This window comes from Acinetobacter sp. ANC 5378, from assembly GCF_013004315.1.
GTDB lineage: Bacteria > Pseudomonadota > Gammaproteobacteria > Pseudomonadales > Moraxellaceae > Acinetobacter.
In genome coordinates, this window is record NZ_JABERK010000011.1 from 31803 (window position 1) to 44042 (window position 12240).

A 12240-nucleotide genomic window follows, 5' to 3' on the forward strand; every position below is an offset into this window, starting at 1 on the left:
AAAACGAGAGAGTGATTAGTTCTCTGTTTGTTCTGCAGCCGGCGCTCCTGGAGAGGCATTTACTGGTGCATCTGTAACATCAGCTTCAGGTGCTGCTTGTACCGCATCACTTGGCTGTGTAGCTTCAGGTGTAGCAGCAAATGCTTCATTTGTTTCAGCAGTATTCATCGGTGCCGCAGCGATAGCCTCGTTGGTTACATCTGTTTGCGACATATCCGTAGCATTGACAGGCGCAGCAGCCACATTTTCATTGGCATCATTCACTGGCGCTTGTGCAGCTGCAGCTTCTTGATCCATCACTTGTTCAGTTTGTTGTACAGCTAATTCAGCATTGGGCTGCATTGGATCCGCACTTTCAGGTGCAGCTTGAGTTGTTTGCTCGAGAGCAGGGGCGTTTGCTTGCTCAGGTGATGCTTCAACTGCTTGTGCTGTTGTATTTATATTCGCAGCTTGTGGTGCGGCTTGTGATGCATCTGCAGCTAAATTGGTTTGTACTTGTTGTGTCTCAGATCCAGCTTGAGTCGGTTCAGCAGCGATTTGGCTTGCATCGACAATACGGATTTGGCCACTTGTCACTAAATCTTGAATTGAACCTGCTTGACCATTCACGGTAGTAGTCACTTTAACTTTAGATAAACTTTCTAAAGAATCGCCAGGTTGAATTGCGGGTTCTGCGAATGCAGTTGCACTCATTAGTCCTGTAACCAAACTTAAACCTAACACCTTCGAATGCATAAAATACTCCGTAGAAATAATAATTCCGAATCTTGCGTATTTTTACCTTGTCATAATGAGGATCGGTTTTTCAATCAAACATACGTAAAGCCATTAAGAGTCTTTATAAAAGCTTTAGAAAATGAGACATACTGTTACAACAACTGTGTTTTTGTTAACCATGTTTTGCTTAAATGTTAAACAAACAACTTTCGCTACATATACTTCATTTTCCGTGCTTGTTAAGCTCATGGAAAATGAGTGTTTATCTAGAAATGGCAATTAAGAAACGTAAAACCGGTAAATCTTGGGTTCAACTTTTAAATCAAAATAGTTTAAAAATTATTTTAGGTTTGGTCGCGACCAGTAGTTTTGCGATTGCGTTTGGACAAGAAAAAATCCAGCAATTTGTTTCATTGCCATCTTCATCAAATTCGGCTTGTTTAGATCAGTTTTATCGTGATATTCCACCTTATTTAAAAAAAGAAAGTCTCAATAAAAATACCTATCCACTGTGTTTTAATGGTTTTAATGTAATGTATTCAGGGGTGTCGAAAACGCCTTTGTGGGTTGCAGAAGCTTTGACCCCACAACGCTTAAGTCAAAAAATTCCGCGTGAAGATAGCTTTCATGAAGAAACCAAAGTCAAAGTGGAGCATCAGGCGACATTAGCGGATTATAAAGCATCAGGTTATGACCGCGGACATATGGCACCGAATGCAGATATGCCCACTAAAGCTGCGCAATATGACAGCTTTTCTCTCGCCAATATGGTGCCGCAAGCACCTAAGAATAATCAGCAGGTCTGGCGTGAGTTAGAGGAAGCTACGCGGGCGATTGTGACCAAGCAGAAGCAGGAAGTTTATGTAGTCACAGGGCCAATATATTCTGCGAAAAAACTCAAAACGATTGGTAAGGGGGTCATTGTTCCAACAGCGACCTACAAAGCCATATATATGCCAAAAACAGGGGCTGCAGGGGTGTACTATGCCGACAATACCCTGAAAGATACTGCACCAAAAGTGCATGTGATCAGTATATGTGCATTGGAAGATCTCACAGGAATTAATATTTTTCCTCAGTTAACAGAAGACCAAAAGCGCAATACTTACAATTTGCCATTAAAGGCAAGTGCGGTCAAAGCGACGCAGAAAATTGCCTATTCACATTGGGATGCAGAAAGCCAGTGTGCCGAAGAAGTTAGTGCAGATGCACTTAGCACTTTGCAAAAACAGTTTAAATCTTCTTCGCTAAGCTCGTCTGCAACCGCTACGACTACAGCAGCGGGTGAGAACAAGAATGTGGCACCAACGATTGATCCCAATACTCAAGATACGATTGTTAAACAATTGATTGAAGGACTTTTACACTACATTTTACAGTTGTTGAAATAAGCCTTTTTTAGGTAGGATGAGGGAAATCATCCTACTTTTTAAATAACAACAAAGATCAGTGAGAATACAATGTTCAAGCCTTTTGTAAATGGTACCGAATCGCATGCTATTCACGACCTCACTTTAGAAAACCAAGAAGATTGTGTCAGTATTTATGGCAATTTGCAGCTGACTAAAGACCAGGCTGGCTTACAGGCTGCTAAGGCTTTACAGGCATTTTTAAACGATGTGGTCAGTGCCTTAGAGAACGAACCCAATTTGCCGGAGAAAATGGATCGTCAAGATGAACAGGAAATTGAAAATCCATTTTTATAAATAGCTATAAAAACAAAATGTTCCACATGGAACATAAAAAAGCTCACCTGATGTGAGCTTTTTTATGGGTGATATTTTAATCTTTTTCCGAGGCCACTACTTTATAAATGAGCGTGCCAAGAATGGCACCAAAAATCGGAGCGACCCAGAATAGCCAAAGCTGACTTAACGCAGCTGTTTCCGCAAAGAAAGCAACGCCGGTACTCCGTGCTGGATTAACCGAGGTGTTGGTCACTGGAATACTGATTAAATGGATCAGGGTCAAAGCCAGACCAATCGCAATAGGAGCAAAACCTACAGGTGCACGTTTGTCAGTCGCACCCATAATTACTATCAGGAAAATAGCGGTGAGTACCACTTCAATGATTAAAGCCGAGGTCATTGAATATTTACCCGGAGATAATTCACCAAATCCATTGCTGGCAAATCCACCTGTACCGACAAAACCAGCGTGACCTTGCACAATGACATATAAAACCAGCGCCGCTAAGGTGGCACCAATGACTTGGGAAATAATATAGGGAATCAGGTCTTTGGCATCGAAACGGCCACCAAACCATAAGCCTATACTGACTGCAGGATTAAAATGTCCGCCAGAAATATGACCCAAGGCATAGGCACCCGTCAGCACGGTCAAACCAAAAGCCAGCGCTACGCCGGCGAAACCAATGCCTAAATCAGGAAAGGCTGCTGCAAGTACCGCGCTACCACAACCACCAAACACCAGCCAGAATGTCCCAATCAATTCAGCAAGATATTTATTCATTTTATTCTCCAGATTTTTTATAAATTTTTTTAATAATCTCAGGTGACATTTTATATTTATCGAGAAATTGAACATTTCTCAATTCCAACATGATGAATAGACATGACACTGGTATGACCGGGACTCGATTTTAGCAATATTGTTGTTGTCGCCATTGTTGTGGTGTATAGCCAGTCCATTGTTTAAAAGCACGTTGAAAGGCGCTTTGTTCAGAATAGCTTAGCAATAAAGCAATGTCTTGCAGGCTTAAATGCGGATCTTTTAAATATTGTTCTGCCAGTAGATGTCGAACTTCCTGCATGCGCTGTTGATAGCTTGTGCCTTGTTGTTGTAAATGGCGTTGCAGTTGGCGTACCGACATGTTTAATTGCTGGGCAATGGGTTCGATTTGATACAGGTTTTTTTGTAAGCCAGTTAAAATTGCCTGTTGTAGACGTTGATCCAGTTGGGTGGAATTGGGAAGCTTGTCCAACAGCGCTTGAGCTTGTTGCATCAGCAGATGTTGCAGGGTTTGATCACCTTGCTGAAAAGGTCTGGCAAGCTCGTAAACAGGGACAACAATTTGCGCAACCGGTTGTGAAAAGCGAACTTTACAACGGAAATATTGCTCATATAGCGCGATATTCTTCGGTGCTGGATGAACAAAATGAACCTCATGCAGATGAATATCATCAAATTCCATGAAGTGTTTCACAAATTGAAACAGCAAGGCGATCGAAATTTCATGGGTGAGTTGGGTGGTCATATGAAAGGGAATATCCCCCCAACCAATGGTTAAATAGTCACCCTGCATATTGACATGTAAAGCACTGCCATCGTAAATCAAGCGGTGAAAATCATGATAACGTTGTAACATTTCCCCCAAGGTATTACAGGACAGCGCAATATAAGCAAGGATACCGAGATGTTTGGGTTGTACAAATTCGGCAATATCCAAGCCCAGTGCAGGCACTTGAATATGCTGTTGCATATCCGTCAGTAAGTCACGCCAAACACCGAATTCAAAACGTTCCAAGTTTTGAATTTGTTCCAGTTTTTTAGAAATAGTTATGCCTTTAGCCTGGCTATAGGCATAAAGTAAATGTCCAAGTCCTCCGTAAACGGAGCCTGTGTAATCCTTGAATTGTTGCATATTGATCTTTTTATTGTCGTAATTTGTCAATGAAGTTTTATATTATGGTCAATATTTAGCACAGTTCATGGCCTATATTCAATACAATTGAAGGAGAACTGATATGTGGAAAGGTTTTTTGGTTGGATTGGTGGTGGCCAATGGCTTTGAATGGATTGCACATAAATATATTTTGCATGGTACGCATCGTACTGGAAAGCCGCGTTATAGCCCTGTGCCAGAGAGTATGAAATCGCATTGGGAGCATCATCGTGAAGTACGAAAAACAGATTTTTATGATCATGGCTATGTCGAAGGCATTTCAAACTGGCGCACTAAAAATGAAATCGTTTCTCTGGCAGTAGTGGCGACGAGCACCAGTTTAATGTTTTATCCTGTCTCGAAAGGCATGGCTTTCGCCGCAGTCTATAGTGCCTGTAATTATTATTATATTCATCGCCGTGCCCATTTAGAGCCAGACTGGGCAATGAAAAAAATTCCCTGGCATTATGATCATCATATGAATTCTAATCAGGATGCCAATTGGTGTGTGACCAAACCTTGGTTTGATTATGTGCTCGGAACCCGGGTGATTTCATCGAAAGATTTGCAAGAACAGAATCCGCTGGGCATCTCATTGCCTCAACCTCTTTCAAAGGTATTGAATTTTGTGGCAGAGACTTACTTTCCAGCAAAATGGGTAGAAAAAGTGCCTCCATTATCGGTTGAGAAATAAAGCTAGCGTTTATGGTTTTTAATTTTAGCGAGTTTAAACACCTTTTGATTTTAAATGGACTATCAATACTCACTTTTTAAAGTCATGTCGTAAATTGTCAATATTTTTGGCATTGATGGTCAATATTCCACTGCTTTTTTATTCTATATTTGCTGCATCGTTAAGTTGTAAGCAAACTTGACCTGGTCAGTGTATATATCTTTTGTTTTATGTTGCAAGAAACCACGCGCTGTAGTTTTCTTGGTTTATAGGGAGTCTCTAAGACTCCTTTTTTTTATCTCAAATTTTATTCTGGCTTTATTAAAATAAAAAAGAGCGTTATTAAAACACTCTTTTTACATGACCAATCATTAAAATTTTAGAGACGCATTTCAATGCCTTGTGCTGCCAGATATTGTTTTGCTTCAGGAATGGTGTATTGACCAAAGTGGAAAATAGACGCTGCCAAAACTGCGTCTGCTCCGCCGAGTAAAATCCCATCCGCTAAATGTTGTAAACAGCCGACACCACCCGAAGCAATGGTAGGAATGTTCACGCGATCATTGATTTGACGCATTAATTTGAGGTCGTAACCCGATTTGGTGCCATCCGCATCCATAGAGGTAATCAGCAGTTCACCTGCGCCATATTCAGCCATTTTAACAGCCCATTCAATGGCATCAATACCGGTAGGTTTACGACCACCGTGAGTGAAAATTTCCCATTTATTTTCACCGGTTTTTTTCGCATCAATGGCGACTACAATACATTGTGCGCCAAAGCGTTGCGATGCTTCTTGTACAAATTCTGGATTAAATACCGCAGCCGAGTTAATGCTGACTTTATCTGCACCCGCATTGAGTAATGAGCGAATATCTTCGACTTTACGCACACCGCCACCCACGGTTAAGGGAACGAATACACTTTCTGCCATACGCTCAACAGTACGGTAAGTGGTGTCACGGCCGCTCGAGGTTGCAGTAATGTCTAAGAAGGTAATTTCATCGGCACCTTGTTCGTTATAGCGACGTGCAACTTCAACCGGGTCGCCTGCATCACGAATATCAAGGAATTGCACACCTTTCACCACTCGACCATTATCTACGTCAAGGCAAGGAATAATACGTTTAGCAAGCATAATTTTTTCCAAAAATAACAGCCGATTATGAAACTTCGCCACGAAGGTGCTACACCTTGGTAGTTGGAGAATGTATTCTATCAAAATTATGTGAGTTTTTTTGCAGGTTTTCTATGTCGGTTTATACCACTTTGACTTTACAGGAAGTTCAGGCTTTTGCAGCACCTTATGGATTAGAGGTGATTGACCTGATTCCAATTCAAGGAGGTATTCAGAATACAAACTATTTTTTAGTTTGTAAAAATGCTACGCAGTATGTACTCACTATATTTGAAGAGATGGATGAGCAAGGCGCAGGCGAGTTGGTTCCAGTACTTGAGCATTTAGGCAAAAATGGTTTAGCGGTGCCAGTGCCCCTAAATTATTATGGTAAAGCTATTCATACTCTAAAAAATAAGCCTGCTCAAATTGCACCACGCATGATCGGTCAACACCCGATGCCATCGACTGTGGAACAAGCACAAGCGATTGCCATTGCCCAGGCGAAAATGCATATCGCATTACAAGATTTTCCTTTAGAACGTGCAGAATATCGTAATCATGATTATTGGTTACAAGTCGCTAAAGAATTAAAACCGACTTTAAATCCTGCAGATGCTATTTTATTGAGTGAAGTTCTGGGTCTGTATGAGGCTTTAACTGCGGTCTATCCCAACCGTCCTAAAGGTTTTATTCATTCAGACTTATTTCGCGACAATACCTTGTTTGAAGGTAACGAATTAAAAGGTATTCTGGATTTTTACGAACTGAATAAAGATGAGTTTCTGTTTGATATCGCCATTACTTTAAATGACTTTTGTACCGAATATCCAGACGTGCATTTAAACGAAATTAAGGCACAAGCTTTCTTGGAAGCGTATGAAACTGTACGTCCATTAACGACTGATGAAAAAGCCTGTTTAGAGCTATATTTGGCTATGGCAGCAGCTCGGTTTTGGCTAATGCGTTTACAAGTTGCACAAAAAAATGCACAGCAGGGACGTACTGGAGATGATATTTTGCAGAAAAATCCACAAGAGATGCGTAATATGCTGGTAGAGAGACTAAAATTTGTGACTGCTTAAAAATAGGAAATAAAAATGCGCGATCAGGGGCGATTAGTCGAATGGTTTGATGAGAAAGGCTATGGTTTTATTCAACCGAATGATACCTCGAAAGATCGCGTGTTTTTACACATTAAGGATTTTGCTCGTCAAGGTCCACGTCCTATTATTGGTTGTGCACTTGAATACACGGTATTGCTGGATGGGGAAGGGCGTTTTCGTGCGCAACAGGTGATGTATCTCAAAGCATCGCAGACACAAAAAATATTGCCCAAACCGAAAAATGTAAATGTACAACAAAAAAAATTAAAACCCATGCAAATCGCCTGTGTGGGTTATATTTTGGCTTTGGCTGTTTTCACCCTATTGGGAATGTTGAGTGGTATGGTGTTGCTGTTTATCAGCATTATTAATGCCCTGACTTACTGGATGTATGCCCAAGATAAAGAGGCAGCTCTGCTGGGCAATCGCCGTGTGCCTGAGCAAACTTTGCATATTTTATCCTTTCTTGGGGGCTGGCCTACAGCATGGCTGGCACAGGAAAAAATGCGCCATAAAACACAAAAACAACCGTTTAGAAAGATTTATTTTTGTACCATAGCCTTAAACATTCTTTTGATTTTATGGCTGATTTCTCCTTTAAATGTCATTAAATTTTAAAAGAGAATAATTACTTTAAAAGGTATAACAATGAATTATTCTATAGATCAAGATTCTAATCGTACCCTGACTTTAATTCTTTATATCCTTTATATTATTGCTATTTTTTCAGGTGGCTTACTGGCGGTCATTGCATTAATCATTAACTATGTCAAACGCAGCGATGTACGCGGCTCTATTTTTGAAAGCCATTTTACCTGGCAAATTCGGACCTTCTGGTGGTATTTATTCTGGAATATTATCGCTTTTATTCCGTTCTTTTTCTTATTTTTTACCGGTGAAAATACTGATCTTTTCGCGGGTGTGGCACTTATTGCAACCACGTTCTGTCTAAGTGTTATTGGGATTTCCTGGATCTGGATCGTCTATCGTGCCATCAAAGGCATTATTCGCTTGAATGATAATGAGCCAATGTATCAATAACAATGTTTGATCATAAAAAGGCAGCGTAAAGCTGCTTTTTTTTATAAATAACATCGTTTTAAAAAATGGGTAGCTTACTTCTCACTTGCAGAGCAGTACTCTTCATCTCTTAATTTAGTTTGTTCCCTCTCCCTATGGGAAAGGGCTAGGGTGAGGGTTATAGAGAGTAATTAAATTTTTAAGGATTCACTTCTTTATTTTTCTTTAAAAATTTCGGTTTCCATTCACTGACAATCACGCCCAATACCACTAAAGCACCGCCAAGTATGGCAAGTAAGGGTAAACGTTCACCTGCGATACGGCCAATCAAGGCAGCCCAAACTGGCTCACCCGAATAGATAATCGCCGCTTGTGAAGGGGCAACTTCACGCTGTGCCCAGTTCATCACCAGTTGAATGGCTGCACTGGCCAATCCCAGTCCACAGAGAATGATAATAAGTGGCCATGAAAATACCGGATTCCAAGTGTCATTCGCCAGCGGCATCATGCAAAAAGCAAAAAGAGAAGCAAAACCCAGTTGAATTACGGTCACACGGCGGACATTGACTTTACCCGCAAAGAAACCAATCAGAATAATTTCAAGGGCGATGGCGATTGAACCGAGAATGGTAATGATCTGCCCAAAGTTCAGCTGGATTTGACCAAAGCCATTGCCGGTTAAAAATACTAAACCGAGAAAAGCTAAACCTGCACCGCACCAAGTCATGATTTGTGGCGTTTTACGAAACAACAGCCATAATAAAATCGGCACTAAAGGCACATACAATGCAGTTAAAAAAGCCGATTCACTGCTACTGATGGTTTTCAATCCAATCGTCTGGGTACCATAGCCAATGGCAATCACCAAGCCAATCAACGCACCTGCAGCAATTTCTTTCAGATTTATACCGCTTAAATCTTTCCATGAAAAAAGACAGACAAATAACATCGCTGCAGCAAAACGACAGCCGACAAAAAACATCGGGCTGGCAAAATTTAAACCGTATTGCACGGTAAGGAAAGACCCACCCCAAATCATGGTAATCAAAATTAAGGCAAGTTGCGGGGCTTTGGTTTTAAACCCGGAAGGAGTGTTTGACATATTTACACGAGGGAGAAATTCATCTGAGAATCTAAAAAATAAAAAAGAGGTCCGAAGACCTCTTTAGGAGGGATCAAATCTTAAATAGATTGGTCATCCCAAAGTGATTGCGCTTCACGAAGGTTCAGTGTGCCTTCGTAAATTGCACGACCGGTAATCGCACCTAAAATGCCCGGTTGGCCTTTTAAATTGCGAACGTCATCAAGATTGGTTACACCGCCAGAAGCAATGACTGGCAAACCTGAATAGGTTGCAAGATTGACCGTCTGTTCGATGTTTACACCTTGCATCATGCCATCACGGGCGATGTCTGTATAAACAATGCTCGATACACCTGCATCTGCAAAACGTTTGGCAAGATCGGTGGCTTTAATGTCAGTAACATTGGCCCAGCCATCCGTTGCCACCATGCCATTCATGGCATCGATACCGACAATGATGTGACCGGCAAATTTCTTGCATGCTTCTTCAACAAACTCAGGATTTTGAACTGCTTTAGTCCCGATAATCACAAAAGATACGCCGGCATCCAAGTAATGTTCGATGGTTTCAAACGAGCGAATACCACCCCCAATTTGAATTGGAAGGTCAGGTTGAGCTTTAGCAATCGCTTCAACCACAGGTTTATGGATGGGCGTTCCGGCAAAAGCACCGTTTAAATCAACCAAATGTAAGCGGCGCGCGCCTTCATTTACCCAATGCTGTGCAGTTGCAACTGGATCGTCTGAAAATACGGTATCGTCTTCCATACGGCCTTGTTTTAAACGGACACATTTGCCATCTTTCAGGTCAATTGCAGGGATGATCAGCATGCTTTCGCTCCTTGCCTAATCTCGTTAAATTCGTTGTATGCCATCTTAGCAAAGTATTGCTAAATCTCTAAGCCTCAGTTTCAGCTTTTATTTTATTCGGGCGAATGCGTAATTTTAATGAACTGTTGGGAATATGTTTAGGAAGTAAGCCCAAAGCAAGTAATTTTTCAAAGATCAGTACCGGTGCATAGGCATCGGCAGCCGCGTATTGAATTTGATGGGGTGTCAGTATTTTGCGCGCCCAATTGGAGGTACTGATTTTTTTACTTTTAGGAAAATTCACCTGAAATAAAAGTGCCATTGCATTTTTCAGCCCCATGGGATTGGAGAAACCAAAGGCGGAGAAGCATTTAGACAGTTCAATCACGCTATTCAGCTCAATACCTTTTTTACGAAACAGATGTGCATCATTCTTTAAACCGAAGCCCACTTTAACTTGATCTCGATTTTCAAAAACAGGTTTTAGAAATGCTAATATTTCAGGGTTAATTTGAAATAAATAGGCTTTATCCTGACTTGCCAATTGAATCAGATGCGGTCCTGTTGATACTTCACCGACTTTAAAGGTGGGTTTGGATTCGGTATCAAAACCAAGTAATGCACAGGTTTTCAGCTCTTGTTCAAGGGCAAGACATTGTTCAATGCTGTGAATCACATGAATCTGCTGTAAGGGAAGATTCTGAAATAAAGGCAATTCCTGAATTTGTTCTTTGCTGGGTAAGGTTTGAAGCAGAAGCTCTTCCATGATGAATTGATACAGTGATTTATTTTAAATTCAGCTTAATCGCTTTTCCGAGTTTAGGCAAAAATAAAGCCCACCGAAGTGAGCTTTTAAAATATCTAAAAATGGATGTTTAGATTTTCCATTCCACAAAGTTTTTCAGCAATTGCAAACCAGCAGTATGACTTTTTTCTGGATGGAACTGAGTAGCAAACAGGTTGTCTTTATGCAGCGCCGTACAGAACTTTAAACCGTAGTCACAGGTTGCAGCGACCAGAGCCGTATCTTTCGGTTCAACATAGAAACTATGCACGAAGTAGAAACGCGCATTCTGTTCAATGTCTTTCCACATTGGGTGACTTGGATCGACCTGATGCACTTGGTTCCAGCCCATGTGCGGCACCTTGAGGCCATCCATGTGTGGGAAGTGCTTCACTTCACCTTCAAAAATACCCAGCGCATCGGTACCGCCATTTTCTTCAGAGTGCTGCATCAAAGCTTGCATGCCGACACAAATCGCCAAAACAGGCTTGTTGAATACGGCATTGCGTACCACTTCATCAATACCCGCTTCATACATGCCTTGCATACAGTCACGCATGGCACCGACACCGGGAAATACAATTTTATCAGCTTGGGCAATCAATTTGGGATCATTGGTCACATCTACAGTTGCACCCACATGTTCCAGGGCTTTGGCTGCAGAGTGTAAATTTCCCATGCCATAGTCAAGAAGGGCAATACGGGTCATTACAAAGTACCTTTAGTTGAAGCAACAGTATTTTCTGCACGTGGATCAATTTCACATGCCATACGCAAAGCGCGTGCAAATGCTTTAAACACGCTTTCGATTTGGTGATGGCTGTTTTTACCTTTCAGGTTGTCAATATGCAACGTCATTAACGCGTGATTTACAAAACCCTGAAAAAATTCAGAGAATAAATCTACATCAAAACGACCAATCATCGAACGTGTAAATGGAATATCCATAAACAAGCCCGGACGACCGGATAAATCGACCACTACACGACTTAAAGACTCATCCAGTGGTGCATAAAAATGACCATAGCGTTTTAAGCCTTTTTTATCGCCAAGTGCTTGCGCAAATGCTTGTCCGAGTGTGATCCCGCAGTCTTCTACGGTATGATGATCATCGATATCCAGGTCACCATCACAGTGAATATCGATATCAAATAAGCCGTGTCGCTTGATTTGATCAATCATATGATCTAAAAATGGAACACCTGTGTTGAGGGTGCCTTGACCCGTACCATCAAGATTCACCCGAACTCGAATTTTGGTTTCGTTAGTGTTTCTTACCACTTCACTGATACGTTGCGTCATAGA

15 protein-coding genes are annotated in these 12240 nt (G+C 41.3%); 6 read left to right on the top strand and 9 right to left on the bottom strand.

Features of this window, described 5'->3' with window-relative positions; all coding sequences use genetic code 11:
• Window positions 1-15: 15 nt before the first annotated feature.
• Window positions 16-735 (bottom strand): hypothetical protein, encoded by a 720-nt coding sequence (locus HLH16_RS03235; protein ID WP_171528230.1) that lies wholly within the window; start codon window positions 733-735, stop codon window positions 16-18.
• A gap of 254 nt (window positions 736-989) precedes the next feature.
• Between HLH16_RS03235 and HLH16_RS03240 the strand changes: the two genes are divergently transcribed.
• A complete protein-coding gene (locus HLH16_RS03240) occupies window positions 990-2108 on the top strand; it encodes a DNA/RNA non-specific endonuclease (RefSeq protein WP_171528361.1) in 1119 nt (372 codons plus the stop codon).
• Between the two features lie 69 nt (window positions 2109-2177).
• Window positions 2178-2423, top strand: a complete 246-nt coding sequence (locus HLH16_RS03245; protein WP_171528231.1) for a hypothetical protein — start codon at window positions 2178-2180, stop codon at window positions 2421-2423.
• Between the two features lie 76 nt (window positions 2424-2499).
• Here the strand turns inward: HLH16_RS03245 and aqpZ are convergent, their stop codons facing one another.
• Together aqpZ and HLH16_RS03255 are read right to left on the bottom strand one after the other, a co-directional pair.
• The gene (gene aqpZ / locus HLH16_RS03250) at window positions 2500-3189 is read right to left on the bottom strand and encodes an aquaporin Z (protein ID WP_171528232.1); all 690 of its coding nucleotides are present in this window, start codon (window positions 3187-3189) and stop codon (window positions 2500-2502) included.
• 130 nt (window positions 3190-3319) lie between these two features.
• Window positions 3320-4321 (bottom strand): AraC family transcriptional regulator, encoded by a 1002-nt coding sequence (locus HLH16_RS03255; protein WP_171528233.1) that lies wholly within the window; start codon window positions 4319-4321, stop codon window positions 3320-3322.
• Window positions 4322-4424: 103 nt separating this feature from the next.
• Here HLH16_RS03255 and HLH16_RS03260 point away from each other — a divergent pair, with 103 nt between their 5' ends.
• A complete protein-coding gene (locus tag HLH16_RS03260) occupies window positions 4425-5036 on the top strand; it encodes a sterol desaturase family protein (protein ID WP_171528234.1) in 612 nt (203 codons plus the stop codon).
• A 358-nt stretch (window positions 5037-5394) separates the two neighbouring features.
• Here the strand turns inward: HLH16_RS03260 and hisF are convergent, their stop codons facing one another.
• Window positions 5395-6153, bottom strand: coding sequence for an imidazole glycerol phosphate synthase subunit HisF (hisF, locus tag HLH16_RS03265; protein WP_171528235.1), 759 nt, complete (start codon window positions 6151-6153; stop codon window positions 5395-5397).
• 113 nt (window positions 6154-6266) lie between these two features.
• On the opposite strand from hisF, the gene HLH16_RS03270 reads away from it, so the two are divergent.
• From HLH16_RS03270 to HLH16_RS03280, 3 genes are read left to right on the top strand one after another with little or no spacing between them, the layout of a single operon-like run.
• The gene (locus HLH16_RS03270) at window positions 6267-7217 is read left to right on the top strand and encodes a homoserine kinase (RefSeq protein WP_171528236.1); all 951 of its coding nucleotides are present in this window, start codon (window positions 6267-6269) and stop codon (window positions 7215-7217) included.
• A 15-nt stretch (window positions 7218-7232) separates the two neighbouring features.
• Entirely contained in the window at window positions 7233-7856 is a 624-nt protein-coding gene (locus HLH16_RS03275) for a DUF1294 domain-containing protein (protein ID WP_171528237.1), read from the top strand.
• Window positions 7857-7886: 30 nt separating this feature from the next.
• Window positions 7887-8279 carry a DUF4870 family protein gene (locus HLH16_RS03280; protein ID WP_171528238.1) on the top strand — a complete coding sequence of 131 codons (393 nt, stop codon included), beginning with the start codon at window positions 7887-7889 and terminating at the stop codon, window positions 8277-8279.
• A 178-nt stretch (window positions 8280-8457) separates the two neighbouring features.
• Here HLH16_RS03280 and HLH16_RS03285 read toward each other — a convergent pair whose 3' ends face one another.
• The 5 genes from HLH16_RS03285 to hisB form a co-directional block, all read right to left on the bottom strand.
• Entirely contained in the window at window positions 8458-9360 is a 903-nt protein-coding gene (locus HLH16_RS03285) for a DMT family transporter (protein WP_171528239.1), read from the bottom strand.
• Window positions 9361-9440: 80 nt separating this feature from the next.
• Window positions 9441-10172 carry a 1-(5-phosphoribosyl)-5-[(5-phosphoribosylamino)methylideneamino]imidazole-4-carboxamide isomerase gene (gene hisA, locus HLH16_RS03290; protein WP_171528240.1) on the bottom strand — a complete coding sequence of 244 codons (732 nt, stop codon included), beginning with the start codon at window positions 10170-10172 and terminating at the stop codon, window positions 9441-9443.
• Window positions 10173-10239: 67 nt separating this feature from the next.
• Window positions 10240-10917, bottom strand: coding sequence for a 3'-5' exonuclease (locus HLH16_RS03295; RefSeq protein ID WP_171528241.1), 678 nt, complete (start codon window positions 10915-10917; stop codon window positions 10240-10242).
• 109 nt (window positions 10918-11026) lie between these two features.
• Window positions 11027-11644 (bottom strand): imidazole glycerol phosphate synthase subunit HisH, encoded by a 618-nt coding sequence (gene hisH, locus HLH16_RS03300; RefSeq protein ID WP_171528242.1) that lies wholly within the window; start codon window positions 11642-11644, stop codon window positions 11027-11029.
• Window positions 11644-12237, bottom strand: coding sequence for an imidazoleglycerol-phosphate dehydratase HisB (hisB, locus tag HLH16_RS03305; protein WP_067725592.1), 594 nt, complete (start codon window positions 12235-12237; stop codon window positions 11644-11646). The genes hisH and hisB overlap by 1 nt, the downstream gene beginning before the upstream one ends.
• Window positions 12238-12240 lie beyond the last annotated feature (3 nt).

Bases quoted from the DNA above. Each gene is read 5' to 3' on its own strand.
- HLH16_RS03235 (WP_171528230.1), bottom strand. From the start codon at position 735: ATGCATTCGAAGGTGTTAGGTTTAAGTTTGGTTACAGGACTAATGAGT.
- HLH16_RS03240 (WP_171528361.1), top strand. From the start codon at position 990: ATGGCAATTAAGAAACGTAAAACCGGTAAATCTTGGGTTCAACTTTTA.
- HLH16_RS03245 (WP_171528231.1), top strand. From the start codon at position 2,178: ATGTTCAAGCCTTTTGTAAATGGTACCGAATCGCATGCTATTCACGAC.
- aqpZ (WP_171528232.1), bottom strand. From the start codon at position 3,189: ATGAATAAATATCTTGCTGAATTGATTGGGACATTCTGGCTGGTGTTT.
- HLH16_RS03255 (WP_171528233.1), bottom strand. From the start codon at position 4,321: ATGCAACAATTCAAGGATTACACAGGCTCCGTTTACGGAGGACTTGGA.
- HLH16_RS03260 (WP_171528234.1), top strand. From the start codon at position 4,425: ATGTGGAAAGGTTTTTTGGTTGGATTGGTGGTGGCCAATGGCTTTGAA.
- hisF (WP_171528235.1), bottom strand. From the start codon at position 6,153: ATGCTTGCTAAACGTATTATTCCTTGCCTTGACGTAGATAATGGTCGA.
- HLH16_RS03270 (WP_171528236.1), top strand. From the start codon at position 6,267: ATGTCGGTTTATACCACTTTGACTTTACAGGAAGTTCAGGCTTTTGCA.
- HLH16_RS03275 (WP_171528237.1), top strand. From the start codon at position 7,233: ATGCGCGATCAGGGGCGATTAGTCGAATGGTTTGATGAGAAAGGCTAT.
- HLH16_RS03280 (WP_171528238.1), top strand. From the start codon at position 7,887: ATGAATTATTCTATAGATCAAGATTCTAATCGTACCCTGACTTTAATT.
- HLH16_RS03285 (WP_171528239.1), bottom strand. From the start codon at position 9,360: ATGTCAAACACTCCTTCCGGGTTTAAAACCAAAGCCCCGCAACTTGCC.
- hisA (WP_171528240.1), bottom strand. From the start codon at position 10,172: ATGCTGATCATCCCTGCAATTGACCTGAAAGATGGCAAATGTGTCCGT.
- HLH16_RS03295 (WP_171528241.1), bottom strand. From the start codon at position 10,917: ATGGAAGAGCTTCTGCTTCAAACCTTACCCAGCAAAGAACAAATTCAG.
- hisH (WP_171528242.1), bottom strand. From the start codon at position 11,644: ATGACCCGTATTGCCCTTCTTGACTATGGCATGGGAAATTTACACTCT.
- hisB (WP_067725592.1), bottom strand. From the start codon at position 12,237: ATGACGCAACGTATCAGTGAAGTGGTAAGAAACACTAACGAAACCAAA.